This is a genomic window from Schaalia odontolytica, assembly GCF_009730335.1.
Classification (GTDB): Bacteria; Actinomycetota; Actinomycetes; order Actinomycetales; family Actinomycetaceae; genus Pauljensenia; species Pauljensenia dentiphila.
Genome location: NZ_CP046315.1, coordinates 119222 through 136192 on the forward strand (window position 1 = coordinate 119222; position 16971 = coordinate 136192).

The 16971-nt window shown below is 65.4% G+C and carries 14 protein-coding genes; 5 read left to right on the forward strand and 9 right to left on the reverse strand.

Annotation, left to right across the window (positions count from 1 at the left end):
- Window positions 1-56 precede the first annotated feature (56 nt).
- A complete protein-coding gene (locus FOC40_RS00525; RefSeq protein ID WP_003796911.1) occupies window positions 57-2468 on the forward strand; it encodes a S9 family peptidase in 2412 nt (803 codons plus the stop codon).
- Window positions 2469-2543: 75 nt separating this feature from the next.
- Here FOC40_RS00525 and FOC40_RS00530 read toward each other — a convergent pair whose 3' ends face one another.
- From FOC40_RS00530 to FOC40_RS00545, 4 genes are all read right to left on the reverse strand, one after another.
- A complete protein-coding gene (locus tag FOC40_RS00530; protein ID WP_039929889.1) occupies window positions 2544-3887 on the reverse strand; it encodes a hypothetical protein in 1344 nt (447 codons plus the stop codon).
- Window positions 3888-4042: 155 nt separating this feature from the next.
- Entirely contained in the window at window positions 4043-5398 is a 1356-nt protein-coding gene (locus FOC40_RS00535; RefSeq protein ID WP_231126026.1) for a hypothetical protein, read from the reverse strand.
- A gap of 27 nt (window positions 5399-5425) precedes the next feature.
- On the reverse strand, window positions 5426-6775 hold the full coding sequence (locus FOC40_RS00540) for a hypothetical protein (protein ID WP_003796917.1): 1350 nt from the start codon (window positions 6773-6775) through the stop codon (window positions 5426-5428).
- A 177-nt stretch (window positions 6776-6952) separates the two neighbouring features.
- On the reverse strand, window positions 6953-8290 hold the full coding sequence (locus FOC40_RS00545; protein WP_003796919.1) for a hypothetical protein: 1338 nt from the start codon (window positions 8288-8290) through the stop codon (window positions 6953-6955).
- Window positions 8291-8467: 177 nt separating this feature from the next.
- On the opposite strand from FOC40_RS00545, the gene FOC40_RS00550 reads away from it, so the two are divergent.
- Window positions 8468-9535, forward strand: coding sequence for a ribonuclease H family protein (locus FOC40_RS00550; protein ID WP_003796920.1), 1068 nt, complete (start codon window positions 8468-8470; stop codon window positions 9533-9535).
- Between the two features lie 516 nt (window positions 9536-10051).
- Here FOC40_RS00550 and FOC40_RS00555 read toward each other — a convergent pair.
- From FOC40_RS00555 to FOC40_RS00570, 4 genes are all read right to left on the reverse strand, one after another.
- A complete protein-coding gene (locus tag FOC40_RS00555) occupies window positions 10052-10819 on the reverse strand; it encodes an amino acid ABC transporter ATP-binding protein (RefSeq protein ID WP_003796925.1) in 768 nt (255 codons plus the stop codon).
- Window positions 10807-11484, reverse strand: coding sequence for an amino acid ABC transporter permease (locus tag FOC40_RS00560; protein ID WP_003796928.1), 678 nt, complete (start codon window positions 11482-11484; stop codon window positions 10807-10809). The genes FOC40_RS00555 and FOC40_RS00560 overlap by 13 nt, the downstream gene beginning before the upstream one ends.
- A complete protein-coding gene (locus FOC40_RS00565) occupies window positions 11465-12124 on the reverse strand; it encodes an amino acid ABC transporter permease (RefSeq protein ID WP_003796930.1) in 660 nt (219 codons plus the stop codon). Before FOC40_RS00565 ends, FOC40_RS00560 begins: the two co-directional genes overlap by 20 nt.
- Before the next feature lie 87 nt (window positions 12125-12211).
- Window positions 12212-13114 carry a cysteine ABC transporter substrate-binding protein gene (locus tag FOC40_RS00570; protein WP_003791655.1) on the reverse strand — a complete coding sequence of 301 codons (903 nt, stop codon included), beginning with the start codon at window positions 13112-13114 and terminating at the stop codon, window positions 12212-12214.
- Window positions 13115-13361: 247 nt separating this feature from the next.
- On the opposite strand from FOC40_RS00570, the gene FOC40_RS00575 reads away from it, so the two are divergent.
- The gene (locus FOC40_RS00575; RefSeq protein ID WP_003796932.1) at window positions 13362-14120 is read left to right on the forward strand and encodes an AzlC family ABC transporter permease; all 759 of its coding nucleotides are present in this window, start codon (window positions 13362-13364) and stop codon (window positions 14118-14120) included.
- A complete protein-coding gene (locus FOC40_RS00580; RefSeq protein WP_003796935.1) occupies window positions 14117-14446 on the forward strand; it encodes a branched-chain amino acid transporter permease in 330 nt (109 codons plus the stop codon). Before FOC40_RS00575 ends, FOC40_RS00580 begins: the two co-directional genes overlap by 4 nt.
- 285 nt (window positions 14447-14731) lie before the next feature.
- On the opposite strand, the gene FOC40_RS00585 is transcribed toward FOC40_RS00580, so the two are convergent.
- Window positions 14732-15169 (reverse strand): hypothetical protein, encoded by a 438-nt coding sequence (locus FOC40_RS00585; RefSeq protein WP_155844084.1) that lies wholly within the window; start codon window positions 15167-15169, stop codon window positions 14732-14734.
- A 466-nt stretch (window positions 15170-15635) separates the two neighbouring features.
- Here FOC40_RS00585 and FOC40_RS00590 point away from each other — a divergent pair, with 466 nt between their 5' ends.
- On the forward strand, window positions 15636-16946 hold the full coding sequence (locus FOC40_RS00590; RefSeq protein ID WP_003796940.1) for an alpha/beta fold hydrolase: 1311 nt from the start codon (window positions 15636-15638) through the stop codon (window positions 16944-16946).
- Window positions 16947-16971 lie beyond the last annotated feature (25 nt).

The window sequence follows — 16971 nt, forward strand, 5'->3', positions numbered from 1 at the left end:
GTCGCACGGCCTCGCCGCTGTTTCGTGGATCCCCAACAGTTGGCCCCGCCCCTAAGATGGTGCCCATGACTGACACGACCACGCGTAACACACGGCCTTCGTCAACTCCCCCGGTCGCCCCCAAGCGGTACGGGTACCGGGTGCGCGACCAGTTCGGCCAGCATTTCGATGACCCGTGGGACTGGTTGCGTGACGGCGAGGATCCCGAGGTCAGGGCTCATTTGGAGGCGGAGAACGCGTGGGCGGACACGGTGACGGCGCCGACGCGCGAGGCGGCCGCGCGCCTCGTGGAGGAGGTCAAGGCCTCCACGGCGCTCACCGACGTGACGGTTCCGATCCGCGAGGGCGAGTTCTGGTATTTCCGGCGTTTCGCGGAGGGCCAGTCCTACGCGACGCATCACCGCGCGCCGGTGGAGCGCGACGAGGCCGGGGCACCGGTCCCGCTCGTCCCCCAACCGGGCGTGCCAGCGCGGGGCGAGGAGCTCCTCGTCGATGAGAACGAGTGGGCGCGCGGGCAGGAGTTTTTCCGCCTGGCGGACATGTACCCGTCCCCGGATGGGCGTCTGATCGCGTGGGCGCGGGACACTAGCGGGGATGAGCGCTACACGTGGGTCGTGCAGGAGGCGTCGGGCCGCGTCATCGACGAGGCCGTGGTGGACGCCGGGTACGGCTTCGCATGGGCGGATGATTCCGCTTCCTTTATCTACATGGGCGTGGACGACGCGTGGCGCGCGTGCGACGCGTGGCTGCACCGCGTGGGCACGCCGCGTGAGGCCGACGAGCTGCTGCTGGTGGAGCCGGACGAGGGCTTCGAGATGGGGTTCGCTCCCTCGGGTTTCCCGGGGCACGTCGTCATTCACGCCTCGTCGTCGACGGCGGGCCGCGCGTGGCTGTGGCTGCCCGCCCACCCGTCCGTGCGCCCGCTTCCGCTCATGCCGGTGCGCCCGCGCACGCTGGTGTCGGCGGATTCGGCGGGGGATCGCCTGTTCATCGTGCACACGGGGCTGACGCAGGAGGGCTCGCTCGCGCAGGCGATGCTGCCCGCCGGGGGGTCGCCCGAGGCCTTGGCACAGTTGGGCGTTACTTCTTCCTCCGCGTATAGTCGCCAAGCGCTGGCGGATCGCACGCCGGGCACTCCCCTGCCGGAGGACGAGCCCGCGCCCCTCGCTCCGTTTGAGTCCTGGGAGCCGCTGCGCAGCCCCGGCCCCGGCGAGCGCATCACCGACGTCGAGGCCCACGCGGACTACGTGGCGCTCTCGCTTCGTTCGGGCTCTCTCACGCAGGTCGACGTGTGGGATCGCCGCGAGCCCACGCCCACGTGGCGACGCGTAGAGGTGGACGCCCCGGTGCGCACAATCGCGACCGTGCCGACCCCGTGGAAGGATCCGCTTCGGGTTGAGTTCCAGTCACAGACCGTGCCACCGACGGTCGCCGAGGTGTTGCTGCCGAACACGGCCCCGGCCTCGTCCTCCGAGACCTCGGCGCTGAGCGTGCGGACCCTGCGCACCCGCGAGGCGCCCGGCTGGGACCCCGCCGAGTACGTTGAGGAGCGCGTGTGGGTGGTCGCACGCGACGGTGCCGCCCGCATCCCCGTCACCCTCATCCACCATCGCGACGCGCGCCCGGACGGCACGCACGCGGGCTGGCAGATCGGGTACGGCTCGTACGAGGTCAGCTACGACCCCGAGTTCGAGACCCTGCGTCTGCCGATCCTGCGCCGCGTCGTCTACGCGATCGCGCACGTGCGCGGCGGCGGCGAGATGGGCCGCTCCTGGTACGAGGACGGCAAGGAGCTGGTCAAGGAGCACACCTTCACGGACTTCATCGACGTGGCCGACTGGCTGGTCGACTCCGGGTGGGTGGCGCCCGGTCGCCTGGTCGCGGAGGGCCGCAGCGCCGGAGGCCTGCTCATGGGCGCGGTCACCAACGCAGCACCCGACCGCTTCCGCGCAATCCTCGCGGGCGTGCCCTTCGTGGACGCGCTCTCGACGATCCTGGACCCGACCCTGCCGCTCACCGTCGGCGAATGGGAGGAGTGGGGCAATCCGCTGACCTCGCGCGCCGTGTTCGACGCGATGAGCCGCTACACGCCGTACGAGAACGTGCCCGACGGCGCGCTCCTGCCCGCGGTCATGGCGACGACGTCGGTCAACGACACGCGCGTCGAGTTCGTCGAGCCCACCAAGTGGGTGCAGCGCCTGCGCGAGGCCACCGGCCAGGTTCCCTCCACGGACGAGGCCGGGGCTGGGCAGCGCTGCAATTGCTGCGATTCAGGGACTGGCGAGGTGAGCGTAAGCGGGGAGGCCAGCCACGGCCTCGTCGCCGCGCGCGACCCGTTTGAGCGGCCCATCATTCTGCGCACCGAGATGGTCGCCGGGCACGCCGGCCCGTCCGGGCGCGAGGGCCGGTGGGCGGCGCGCTGCGAGGAGTTCGCCTTCGCGCTCGGCCAGGTGGGCATCACTTTGTAACAAGTGGGGGGCGGTCTTCGTTGGAAGACCGCCCCCCACTATCGCGCCGCGCACGTTGGGGCGCGATAGTGGGCCTTACTGCGCGCCGCCGTCCCAACCGGGCCTCAGGGCGAAGGACTGGATGTCCAGCGTCCGCGTCAACACGCCTTCCTTGAGGTAATAAGCCAGGTCACGGGTCGTGAAGATGTCACGCCACTCGCCACCTTCCCAGGGCCTGTACGAGAGGGTGACGACACGGTCCACTCCGCGGTCCTTGAGCATGTAGACACCGGTCTCGGTCACCTGGAAAACCGACAGGTACTCGCTCCACGGCACGTCGAGGGAGAACAGATGCCGGCCCTGGCCGCTCGTGAGGTCGACGGCAAAAGCGTCCCCGCCAGAGGAGACGAACCTGTATTCGCTGCCCACGCGAATCGCCTCGTACTCGGAAACGCCCTGCTCATCATTCAACTCAAGGGGGTTGCCGGCCTCGTCGAGGACGGGAATGATCGAGCGCTCACCCGTTGACAGGTCCCACCGCTCAAGAACCATCGTTCGCTGCCGCTCGCTCGTCGAACCATGGCTTGAGGCAGCGGCCTCGTCCGACAGCTCGGTCGGCATCGTGATGACATCCCCTTCGCAGGCAAACATGTGCTGTCGCGACCCCAAGCCGTCGATCATCGGCGCTACCGCGAGGACTGGAGACTCCTCGCCATCGTGGTCATTGAGCTGAACAACAGCCGCGAGGGTGGTCGGCGGCTTCTCGTCGCCCGATCGAGCAGCATACGCTGCGAACGCGGCGGCACTGATGCCGGGAGACTGCTTCGTGCCGGTGATCGCCAGGATCCGCGACCCACACTGCCCGACAGCGCCTCCTGTCTTTTCGTTCCTGACTCTCGTCACACGTCCATCAACGTGGACAGTGCCAACCACAAACCCAAACCCTTCATCACTCACAACCGCGAGCGCGCCATCGGGGAGCGCGTAGCGTTGACGTTCGTCGCTGCTACGGTAGCGTCGTTCGAATCCTTGCGTCCCCGCCTCCGTCGTGAGGAAGTCATGAGAAGGCGACCCGTAGAAAACGCCCCGCTCATTCCACAGCACATCGCCGTGAAGCACATTGTTCACGGCAGCAACCTGTCCGCGCCCGTCGGCGTCGAGAAGCACGATCCAGCCGTCATAGTCGTTATACCGAAAATCCTCGGCCACCGTGGACCATCCGGACCCCAGACGCACGGCAACGACCGCGTCATTCGTCGCGTGAAAACTGGCCGGTTTTCTGGTCAATCCCCCATGGAATACGCAGCTCCACGCCAGCGCGGCAACCGATAGCACGACGACGAGGAGAGCCCATCGGCGGATACGCTTCGGCTTCTTCGGGTGGCCATGCTCCTGCTCGTCGGCACCCGTCTCGTGCTTCTCACCGTTGTGTGTACTCATGGTCATCTCCGTCCTCGTCTGTGCGGCGAAGGGCGCGGCCACACCCACCCCCAGAGTCTAGGACACGAGGAGTGGGCTGCCCCGGCCTCGTCCCATCGTCGTAGCAGCCGAAGCCTTATCCCAACCGGGCACGAGGCTCGGACAACCGAACAACCTTACTGGGCACCGCCGTCCCACCCGGGGCGCAGAGAGAATGACTGAATCCTTCGCCAGTGGCCCGACGGCAGAATATCGCCCTCCAACCAGACGTAGTCTGCCAGCTTGTCCATTGTGATGACGTCCCGGTATGCTCCCCCATCCCACGGCCGGTAAGAGAGGGTGACATTGTGATCCTCCCGGCGACCCTCGAGCGCGTAGACGCCCGTCTCACTCACCTGGTACACCATTCGCTGGTTGATTCGCGTACCGTCATAACTAAACAGGAAGCGACCTCGACCGCTCCTCAGGTCCACTGCAAACGCATCCCCGCCTTCACTGATGAACCGGTACTCATCACCGACCTGGATCCCCCGGTAGCCGAAAATGCTGTGCTCTCTATCTATTTCGATAGGATTCCCCTGCTCGTCGATCACAGGAATGATCGTGCGCTGCCCCGTCGACAGATCCCAGCGCTCGAGAACCATCGTTCCCGTCTCTCCACCATCTGCCATCACACGAACGTCTCGAGAGTCGCCCGTTTGGACGCTCGGCATCGTGATCACGTCCCCCTCACAGGCGAACTCTCTCTGTCCCGACACCAAGCCGTCGATCATTGGCGCGACGCCAACGAGGCGGGGAGTATCACCATCGCGATCATTCAACTGAACAACAACAGACAGCTCCTCCGGCTGCGCACCATCATTGCCCGACTGCGCGGCGTAGGCTTCAAGGGCCTCTTGCTTCCTGCGCCAGAGCTGCTTCGTATCAACGATCGACAGGATCCTATCCCCGCACTGTCCCATGTCCCCGCGCGTTCCGGGCGTTGACACGCTCGTCACGCTTCCATCAAGTTCGATCGTATCGACCCGGTAACCCAAGTCCATCTCGTACGAAACCACGATGAATCGACCATCCGACAACTCATAACGCTGGACGTTCGAGGCCCGCCAGCCCTTAGTTTCTTGACTACTCGTTCCGTTTTCTGTCGTCTGGTACTCCCATTGCTCGGCACCGAAGGAAATACCGCGATCAGACCACAGGATCCTACCTTCCCACTGGTTGCCGATACGCACGATATCCTGCTCCCCGTGCACGTCAACAAGTGCGACCAAGTTGTCCTGAATTGGGGCTTCAAGGCCCGACTGCGATTGTGCTTCACCCAGCTGCACAGCAATGACGGCATCCCCAATGGCCAGTTTGCTGGTCGGCGTCACTGGCAGGGGAGCCTTCGGAGCGCAACTCCACGCGAGCAGCGCAATCGGAAGAGCGAGCGTCAGGAACGCCCATCGCCGGGAACGCTTCGGTTTCTTCGAGCTGCCTTGCTCCTGTTCGTCGGCACCCGTCTCGCGCTTCTCACCGTTGTGTGTACTCATGGTCGTCTCCGTCCTCGTCTGCATGCGCTACTGCGCGCCGCCATCCCAGCCGGGGCGTAGGGCGAAGGACTCGATGGCGCGCTGACCACCCGAGAACAGCTTGCGCACCCTCAGGTAGCCCTCCAGGCTGCCCGTCGAAAGAACCACGCGAGAATCGTCACCGTCCCACGGATGATAGGAAAGAGTGACTGCGTGCTCGCGGGAGCTATCCGTCAAGAAATAAACGCCGCTCTCGGTCACCTGGAACACCATGTCCCCTTGTCCGACCTGCTCGGGGATGGAAAACAAGTGACGGCCCTGTCCGCTCGTCAGATTGATTGAGAAGGCATGACCATGGCGACTGATAAGCCTGTATTCGTCGCCCACTAGGATCGCCTTGTCACCATAGATATCCAAATCCTCATTGAGGTGGATAGCGTTTCCTGCCTCATCGAGCACGGGGCTCACCGAGCGCTGCCCCGTCGACAGATCCCAGCGCTGGAGAACGAGGGTCCCTCTCGCCGCAACGACGCTGCTCCCTCTCGCGCCGATGGGATCATCCACTTGGATGCTCGGTGCTGTCAGCAAATTCCCTTCGCAGGCGTACAAGTGCTGCACTGACCTCAAGCCCGGAATCATCGGCGCTGCCGCGAGGATCCGCGGGGTAGCTCCGGCAGGATCATCCAACTGCACGACAACCGAGAAATCTTCCGGTTCACTTCCCTCGCCACCCGACTGAGCGGCATAGACCTCGAACGCCGCGGACTTCATGCTCTGGGACACCTCCGTATTCATAATCGCTAAAACCCGCGACCCACACAGCCCAAAGCCGCCCGACTTGTCGTCGGTCTCCACGCTCGTCATCGTTCCATCACGCTCGATGATGTCCGCACGAATACCAGAGCCTCTCGCAGCACTGATGACTTCGATTCGCCCATCGGGGAGCGCAAAACGGAAATATTCAACGGAACGATCACCCACGCGGGGGATCCGCTGCGTCCCCTCCTGCGTCGTCAAAAAATCCTCCGCCTGGACGCCGTACGACACCCCGAGCTCAGTCCATGCGATATCACCACGCTCCCCGCGTTCGACATGCCCGGCTTGCCCCCGCCCTTGGAAGTCGAGGAGCACAATCCAGTTGTCACCCGTTCCACCCGGCAGGGCCGCAGACGCCTCTGCACCACCCAGCCGCAGGGCGATGACCGCCTCACCCGTCGTCAGCTTGTCGATAGGTTTTTCGTCGAGAGATGCAAGGGAAAGACAGCCCGACAGCAGCATGACGATCGACAGTGCTGCCGCACCGACGCCGGACCGGCGCACGCCCTTGCGGCTGAGCGATCCCTTGCGGTTCCTCGCGCGGGTGCCATTATTGAGCGGCTCGTCAGTATGCGGCTCCATCGTCCTGATCCATTCTCGTCACTGCGCTAACGGGCGCATCATGCGCCCACACCCGAGTCTAGGGCACGAGGCCAGGGCCGCCCCATCCCAGGCCCCAGATACCGCGCAGGACAACGACACCGAGCCCCGGCCTCGTGCTCCAACCCCCAGAGTCAGCGCACCACCCGGCTGCACGCGCTACTGCGCGCCACCGTCCCAGCCGGGGCGTAGGGCGAAGGACTCGACGCTGCGCCTGTACCCCATCAGCAGATTTCGCTCCACGAGGTAGCGCGACATTGTGCCCGTCGTCAAGAGCACACGCTTGCCGCCCCCATCCCACGGCTGGTACGAAAGAGTGAGGACGTCCTCATCATCATTTTGCTCGAGCGCATACACGCCGGTCTCACTCACCTGGAATACCGCTGGGATGAAAGTTTTCTCCGATGGAATCGAGAAAAGGTGCCGGGCGTTGCCGCTCGTCATGTCAACCGCGAAGGCATCCCCTTTCTTCGTCACGAAGCGGTACTCATCCCCCACCCGGATCGCTCGAACACCGTAGAGGTTATTATCCTGATCCGTTTCGATGGGCTGTCCTGCTTCATCAAGCACAGGAATGATCGTGCGCTGCCCTGTGGACAGGTCCCATCGCTGCAGGACCAAAACCCCTTCGAGTGAGTTCCTTTTACCGCTACGCACAGCGGCTGGGTCGTCCTGCTGGAGACTCAGAACCGTGATGACGTTCCCGTCGCACGGAACACTCATCCAACCCTCCACCAGACCATCGATCGCAGGTGCCACCGCAAGGAGTCGGGGAACATCACCAGTGGGTTCATCGATCTGAATCACAGCAGCCACATTCTCGGGCATCTCACCGCCCGACTGGGCTGCATATGCCTCGAACGCCGCCGACCTGATGCTCTCAGATTCCTCAGTATCGGTGATCCCAACGATGTGCTGCCCGCACTGCCCAACCGGCGCACTAGTATCGGGGATTTCCGTCGTCTCAATGCGCCCATTAGGGTGGATCGTGTCGACCCTGATCCCGTCGCTCAAATCTACGACAGCAATTCTCCCGTCCGGGAGCGAGAAGCGTTGATACTCAGAACTCCACGAGTGTTTAACATCGATCTCCTGCGTTCCCTGATCGGTCGTCACGTATTCCTTATCCGGCGCGCCAAAGGAGAGACCGCGTTCAGTCCACATCACATCGCTGCCACGTTTGTTTTCAATACGGGTCGCTTGCCCCCGACCCTGCGCGTCCAGCAGCACGATCCAGTTGTCGTTCGGCGGGTCCGGAAGCCCCGCCGAGAACTTTCCCTGGCTCAGCCGCACAGCAATCACCGCATCCCCCAGACTCAGCTGATCAGCCCGTTTCTCCGTCACAGCCCCCTGAGACATACAGCTCGACATCAGCATGACGATCGACAGTGCAGCCGCAACGACGCCGCACCGACGCACGCCCTTGCGACTGAGCGATCCCTTGCGGTTCCTCGCGCGGGTGCCATTATTGAGCGGCTCGTCAGTATGCGGCTTCATCGTCCTGCTCCGTTCTTATCGCTGCGCTAAATGGCGCATCACGCGCCTATCCCCGAGTCTAGGGCACAACGCCAGGGCCACCCCATCCCAGGCCCCAGATACCGCGCGGGACGGCGACACCGAGCCCCGGCCTCGTCCCCCTCCGATCAAGCCTCGGGATGCCGATAGGATGAGGTCATGACGATTACGGCGGCAGCAGACGGTTCTTCCCTCGGCAATCCCGGGCCCGCGGGGTGGGCCTGGTACGTGGACGAGGACACGTGGGACGCGGGCGGCTGGCCGCAGGGAACGAACAACCTGGGTGAGCTGACCGCTATTCTGCGTCTGCTCGAGGCCACGGCCGAGACCGGCGAAGAGCTGCACATCCTCGCCGACTCGCAGTACGCGATCAACGTCGTGTCCAAGTGGCGGCTCGGCTGGAAAAAGCGCGGCTGGACGAAGGCCGACAAGAAGCCCATCAAGAACCTGGAGCTCATCCAGGAGATCGATCGGGCCATGGAAGGGCGCCGCGTCACCTTCGAGTGGGTCAAGGGCCACGCTGGGCACCGTATGAACGAGCGGGCGGACGACCTCGCGCGCGCATGCGCCGAGGCGTACCAGGCGGGGCGCATGCCCGAACCGGGGCCCGGGTTCGGGGGCGGCGCGTCGCGCGGCGCTGCGTCGGCGGATCAGGCGTCCTCAGATCAGGCGTCCGGGGATCAGCCGGATGAGGGCGCGACCACTGTGGCTGCGTCCGTCGAGCCGCACAACATGCCCGCCACTACTGATGCCCTGGGGAGCGCTCCCGCTTCACACGACGCCTCCACCGACGAGGCCGCCACGTCGACATTCCGTTCTCATCCCAGCGTTTTCTCCACGCCCACCGAGGCGAACGAACCCGCGGAGGCAGCCCCGGCCTCGTCCGTGAGTGAGCCCGCGATGACCACCGAAGACGCGATCGCCCGCGAGCGCGAGTTCATCCTGGCGTGGACCGGCTGTGACGAGGAGGCGCTGGCGGCTATGACCGACGAGCGGACGACGCGCATCTGGCCGGGTGGCGGCGCGACCACGTCGCTGGCGGGGCCCTCGCCCGCTTCCCCATCCATCGGCCGCATCGACGCGCACGATCTGGGCGGGTCGTTCCTGACGCGCTACCGGGTGCGCTGGGAGGGCGGCGCTTCGCTGGAATCCAGCGTGTGGGCGCCGGCGACTTCTGGCGAGGGGCGCCTGATCATGGTGCACCACCAGTCGACGCTGATCTCCTGAGCCTGGGCGTTCTGTCTCGGGTGGACTCAGCTCGCACAGTCTCAACTCTCGCGCGCGCTCGATGCACCGGATCATCACGCGGGGCGCCGGGCCACGGCGCGAATAAGCACCTCGACGGCCAGCGCACGCGTCCCGGTCCAACGCAGCCCTTTACGCGGATAGGTTATGCGCACGCGGATAGGTTATGCGCACGATCTGGATAGGAAACGACAAACTGGATAGGTTATTGCGTTCTGGATAGGAAAATAAGCTATCCAGAAGAGTCGTTCCTATCCAGAACACAACTTCCTATCCAGAACACGCAACCACTCCACCGGAAGACCGCCACGCGACCCATTCGCGGGCCACGAGTGGCGGAACATGTCCGGACACCCCAACAGCACACCAAGCCCCCGTTGTTTGGAGGGCGCCGGTGGAACCGAAGGGACTGCCGGGCCAGGCCTTGCCGCCGCCCACGGGCATACCAAGCAGCCCGGCCCAGCAAGGCCGGCCCCTCCACGAGGAGCCCCCACACGCTTACAGCTTGGCGCCTTCGAAGCTGAAGATGTCGAGGAACTTGCGCGCTCGGTCAGACGCCGGGTCGGCGAAGAACTTGCGCGGCGGGTCGACCTCGACGATGCGGCCCTCGTCCATGAAGACGATGCGGTCGGCGATCGCGCGGGCGAAGCCCATCTCGTGGGTGACGATGAGCATCGTCATGCCGGTACGAGCCAGTTCCAGGACGACGTCGAGGACCTCGCGCACCATCTCCGGGTCAAGGGAGGCCGTGACCTCGTCAAGGAGGAGGATCTCGGGGTCCATCATGAGGGCGCGCACGATGGCGACGCGCTGACGCTGGCCGCCGGAGAGCTGGCGCGGGTAGTCGTCGGCGCGGTCCGCCAGACCGACGCGCTCGAGCAGTTTCAGCGCCCGCGCGCTCGCGTCGGCGCGCGATTCTCCCGCGACGAGGCCGGGGGCGAGCGTCAGGTTCCCCATAACGGTCAGGTGGGGGAAGAGCTCGTAGGACTGGAAGACCATGCCGATGCGGCGGCGAACCTCGGGCCAGGAGACGCCGGGGGCCGCCAGGTCATTCCCATCGAAGAGGATCTGCCCGGAGTTGATCGGCTCAAGGCCGTTGATCGTGCGTAGGAGCGTGGACTTGCCGCAGCCGGAGGGACCGATGATGACGACGACTTCGCCGTCGGAGACGTCGAGGGAGACGCCGCGCAGGGCGTGGTGGCCGCCGGGGTAGGTCTTGTCGAGATCGACGAGGCGCAGCTGCGGGTCGGAGGTCAGTTCTGCCATGTTTTCTCCATGTGGCGTGAGAGGAGCGAGATGGGCCAGCAGATGAGGAAATACAGCGCGAAGATCAGGCCGTAGATCCACAGCGAGGCGGTCGGGTAGTTGAAGCGGTTGGCGTCGATGATCTGCTGTCCAACCTTGAGGACTTCGACGACGCCGATGAGGACGACGAGGGAGGTCGTCTTGATCATGCGGGTGATGAGGTTGACGGCCGGGGGCGCGAGCCTGCGCAGGGTTTGAGGCAGGATGACGCGACGCATGGTCTGCCTCGGGGTGAGTCCCAGCGCGTATGCGGACTCGTACTGATGGCGCGGGATCGCGATGAGCGCGCCTCGCACAAGGTCACCCATTTCGGCGCCGCCCCACAGGGTGAAGACGAGGACGGACGCGGTAATGCCGTCCAGGTTGATCCCCGCGACGCGCGTGAGCCCGAAGTAGGCAACGAACAGGAGGACGAGCTGGGGCATGATGCGCACGAACTCGAGGTAGATCTGCATGAGCCAGCGCAGGGGGCGCCAGCGCGAGCGCATGCCGAGGCCGACGAACACGCCGAGCACCAGCGACAGCACGACGGACAGCGCGGAGATGCCGACGGTGACGCCCAGTCCTTCGAGGATGCGCACGAGGTTGCGGCCTTCGAAGATGACGTTAATTCCCAAATCCGCCACGGCGCACCTTCTTTTCGATGAGTCGGGCCGCGATGGACACGGGCAGAAGGATCACCAGGTAGGCGATGACCAGGAGGATCAGCGCTTCGGAGGTGTTGTAGGACATGCCGATGAGGTCTTTCGCGACGTACACGAGGTCGGGCAGCGCGACGACGGAGACGACGGATGTTTCCTTGATGAGGAAGATGACGTTGGCGGCGAGAGGCGGCACGGAGGTCGCGATGGCCTGCGGGAGGGCGACGTGGCGCAGCGTCTGGGTGCGGGTGAGGCCGAGCGCCGCAGACGACTCCCACTGGATGGTGGCGATCGAGTCGAGACCCGAGCGCAGGGCCTCGGCCATGTAGGCGCCGCCCAGGAAGATGAGGCCGATGATCGCACAGGTCTCGCCGCTCCACTTGATGCCCACGCGCGGCAGGCCGAAGTAGATGAAGAAGAGCTGCACGAGCAGGGGCGTGTTGCGCGACAGTTCGACGTAGGCGGCGGCGATCTGGGCGGCGACGGGGATCCGGTATTGCCGGATCGCGGCCACGAGCAGGCCGACCGCGAGCGAGCCGACGATGCCGATAGCCGCGATCCTCAAGGTGAGGATGGCGGCGTCGACGTACAGGGGCGCGTATCGCGCCAGGATGTCGAGATTCATTGGAAAAATCTGGGACGAGGCCGTGGCCGGCCGGGGCGTTTACCCGCGGTGGGCGCTGTCCCCGGCGGGGCCACGGCCTCGTTCCTGTCAGTTGGTGGAGGTGGTGTCCACGCCGCCTTCGACAACGAGGTCGTCGGGGGTCGCGGCGTCACCGTAGACGGGGGCGAGGGTCTGCTCGTAGTCCTTGTGGAAGAAGTTCTCCTGGCCGAGCTCAACGAGCTGGTTGTTCAGCCAGTCGAGGAGGGCGGTGTTGCCCTTCTTGACGGCGGCCGCGATGTAGCTGGTCTCGCCCAGGCTCTTGATGCCGACGCTGAAGCCGGGGTGCTGGATCGCCCATGCGATGACCTCGGTGTTGTCGGTGGAGAAGGCGTCACCTCGGCCGTCCTCGAGGGCCTGGTAGGCGTCGGAGTACTGGTCGTACTTCTGGAGCTTGACCTCGGGGTGGTTGGCCTCGAAGTAGGCTTCGGCGGTCGTGCCCTTGGTGACGATGAGGGTCTTGCCGGCCAGCTGGCTCACGTCGGTGATTTCAGCCGAGGTGGGCGAGACGACGCCGAGGGAGACCTTGAAGTAGGGGTTCGCGAAGTCAACCTTTTCGGCGCGCTCGGGCGTGACGGTGAAGTTCGCGAGGGTGATGTCGACCTTGTTGGAGGCGAGGACCTCGGTGCGGGCGGCGGCGTCGACGGGGACGTACTTGGCGGTGACGCCCAGGTCGGCGGCGATGCGGTCGCCGTAGACGACGTCGTATCCGGCGGGCTTGCCGTCGGCGTCGATGTAGCCGAAGGGGGCCTTGTCGGAGAAGATGCCGATGACGATCTCGCCGGCTTCCTTGATCTGCTCGGGGCTGCGGTCGCCGACCTGCGCACTCGACGAGGAGGACGAGGAAGTGGACGCGCCACCGGAGCATGCGGCCATGCCGAGGGCTGCGACCATGGCGACGGCGGCCGTGGCGAGTCGAAGGAATGGCTTCTTGCGTGCATGAGTGGCGCTCATGAGGGCTCCTGATCTGCGTTTTCAATGGATGCGCCGAGGGGATTTTCCTCGGCGACAGGAACGATATTTCCACCGGACGGTCTATTGCGCGAGGGCTGTTTCCCGTTTTGAAACTATGTGACAGGTGAGGGCTATCCCTCCCCGCAGGTTTCCACACCGGGACCTTCGACCCACTAAAACGTGCAAGTCGTCACGCACGGCCCCGCCAGCGCGCGCGAGGCCGTAGCGGCGCGTAAGAATTGCTCCCATGCCCAAGCTACCGCGCACCGTGAATGTCCCCGTGCCGGCTAGCCCTACCCGCCTCGAGATCCTCGAGGGCCTGCGCATCACGGCACCCGTCGCCGCGGGTTACATCCCGCTGGGCCTGGCATACGGCGTCCTCGTCATCCAGCTGGGCCTGCCGTGGTGGTTGGCTCCGTCGCTCTCCCTGGCCGCCTACTCGGGGTCGGCCGAGCTGCTCGTCGTCACTCTGGCCGCGCAGAATACGCCGCTGGCCGTCATTGCGGTGACGATGCTGCTGGTGAATTTCCGCCTCCTGTTTTTCGCCTTCTCGTTCCCCCTGCACGTGATCGAGGGGCGTGTCGCGCGCCTCTTCTCGATGTACGCCCTGGTGGACGAGGCCTACGCGCTGACCGCAGCCCGCCCGAACGGGTGGACGAAGCCTCGGCTGCTGGCGATGCAGGTTCTCTTTAACCTGACGTGGGTGATCTCGAGCCTCGTGGGCGTATCCGCGGGATCGTTGATTCCCACGCAGATCGAGGGCCTCGACTTCGCGCTCACGGCCCTGTTCATCACGCTGACCCTGGATGCGGCGCGCACGAGGCGCGAGCTGCCCTCGATCCTCCTGTCTGGCGTGTCCTTCGCGGTGGCCATGGTGGTGGCGCCGGGCCAGCGCCTTCTGGTCGCGCTCCTGCTGTTTGTCGCGTGCCTGGTGGTTCGTCACGTCCTTCATCGCCGAGGCATCCTGCACTCCGCGGCTGAGGTGGCCGAAGGGGGTGCGCAGTGACTCCGACGCTGGGCTACCTGCTGGCGCTCCTGGCGATCACCTTCGTCATCGACTTTACGTTGCGCGCTCTGCCGTTCAAGATCCTGGAGCCGCTGCGCGATTCGCGCTTTGTCTCCGACATGGCGGTGTGGATGCCGCCGGGCATCATGCTGATTCTGGTGCTCTCGACGCTGACGCAGGGCGCGCAGGAGGCGGGTGGCCGCTGGTGGGCGGCGCTGGTGGCGACGGGAGTGACGGTCGCAGTACACCTGCTGAGCGGCCGCAAGCTCCTGTGGAGCGTCGGCATCGGAACGGTCTGCTACGTCGCGTTGCTCAACTGGCTCTGACGAGCTCCGCCGAACGACTCCGACCAGCTGGCTGGGCTGCAGCCGCCCGGACCGCCAGGGTCGACCTACGCGCACGTTAACCCGATAGGTGGTGGCCTGGGCGGCCTGCCCACCATGCCACCAATAGGGTTTAGCTGCGCATTAGCGGGTTAAGGGTGCCAGTAGTGGGGTCCAGCTACCAGATCCGCCTCGCATCCGCCTCGCCTACAGCGCTGAATAGCACAATCGATGCATCCACCCCCTCACGCCGCAACCTCAGCACCACGCAACGGGGGAATGGCGTCATTAGAGGTACGACACGCCGACGACACGCAGCCAACCAGCTTCTAATGCTGCAAACCCCCCCACCTCAGCCAGCCTGAAGTGCGCGGCGCTGCATCCAAGACCGGCGCAGGGGCGGTTGGCGCGAAGAAACTCGCCCAGCACCGCCCCTCCAGCAACTCTTCCGCGAAAAAACTCGCCCCGCGGGCCAGAAAACGCCGATTTTGGGCCATTTTGAGCGCGCAGGGCGAACTTTTTCGCGCTCACGCACACATCAGGCCACGCAGGGCGAACTTTTTCGCGCACGAGGCGAGACAACGTGGCGACGTTGAAACCAACAACACCTCTGCTCACCCCCAACAAGGAAGCCTTGAAACCGGCATCGCCTCTGCTCTCCCCCAACAAGGGACCCTTGAAACCGACATCACCTCTGCACCCGAAAAACGCACCAAAAATGCCCATTTCCCACCCGCAAAGGCGATGGCGGTTTCAATCGGGGCTCGGCCGGCGCCCGCAAAGGCGATGACGGTTTCAGTCGAGGCTCGGCCGACGCCCGCAAAGGCGACACCGGTTTCAGACAACCAGCCGCCTGGTCGGCACGGCCTGACTGCGGTGCCCGTGGGCGGCGGTAGGGCTGGGCCAGACAACGAGCCGACGCGCCGAGCCACCCATCAGCGTCACAAGCCCCACTGGTGTGAAGGGCACCGGAGGGACCGGAGGGCCTGGCTGCGGTGCCCGTGGGCGGCGGCGGGGCCTGGCCGGGCTTCGAGATCGACCGCTCCGAGCCGCAGGCTCGCGTGTGGCGATCTCGCGGGCGGGCAGCCGCCCACGGGCACACCAAGCAGCCCGGCCCCACAGCCGGACCAAACAGCACCTAGAACAGCCACGGCCACAACGGCGCCGCCACAAAACCGCTACCATTGTGTCCATGCACACAGAGTCGTACCTGCACCACGGTCACACCGTTTACGAACACCGCCTGGACGTTCCCCTTGATCACCTGCGCCCCACTGGCGAGGACAACCCGACGATTCAGGTTTTCGCGCGCGAGGTCGTGCGCAAGGGCCGCGAGGACGCGCCCTACGCGGTGTTCCTCCAGGGGGGACCGGGCTACCCGAGTCCGCGTTTCGGCACGTTTACCGGCGGGTGGATGAATCGTCTCCTGCAGGATTACCGCGTGGTGCTCCTAGATCAGCGAGGCACGGGCCAGTCGACCCGCATGGACGCACAGGCGCTCTCCCACTTGGACACGGACGAGGAAAAGGCTGCGTACCTGCGCCACTTCCGCCAGGATCAGATCGTGTACGACGCGGAGGCGCTTCGCCGCGAGCTGTGCGGGGATGACCCGTGGACGACGCTCGGCCAGTCGTTCGGCGGCTTCATCACGACCTCGTACCTGTCGCTGGCTCCCCAGGGCCTGAAGGCCAGCCTGATCACGGGAGGTCTGCCCGGCCTCGTCCATGTGGACGACATCTACCGCCTGACGTATGAGCGCACGGCGGCCCGCAACCGCGCGTACTTCCAGCGCCACCCGAGCGATGAGCGCACGGTGCGCGAACTGTGCGCGCACCTGGCGGACACAGAAGAGACGCTGCCGACGGGCGAGCGCCTCTCCCCCGCGCGCCTGCGCATGATCGGCATGATGCTGGGCGGCCAGGGCAACACGGATCAGCTGCACTACCTGCTGGAGGGACCGTGGACGTCGGTTCGAGGCCAGCGCAAGCTCTCGTCGCAGTTCCTGGCGGCGATCGGCTCGCAGGTGGACGTTGCGCCGATTTACGGCGTGTTCCAGGAGTACATCTACGCGTGTGCGACGCCGGACCTGGTGGGCACGGCGACCGGCTGGGCGGCGGATCGCCTGGCCGAGGAGATCCCGGGCTTCGCGAAGGACGCGAACCCCTTGGATGAGAGTGAGCCGTTCTACCTGACGGGCGAGCACTTCATGCGCCGCGTGTTCGACGAGGATCCGGGCTTGACGCCGCTGAAGGGCGTCGCAGAGATCCTCGCGTCGACGACGGAGGCGGCGCCCGTGTACCTGCCGGATGTGCTGGCCGAGAACACGGTGCCGGTGGCTGCGGCCGTGTATTACGACGACATGTTCGTGCCGCGCGAGCTGTCCGTGGAGACGGGTGAGCTGATCGGCGCTCGCCACTACATCACGAATGAGTACCAGCACGACGGATCCGCCTATTCGGGCGGAAAGGTCGTCTCTCACCTGCTTGACCTGCTCGCGGATTGATCCGCGCGCTCCCGATTGAAAGGAC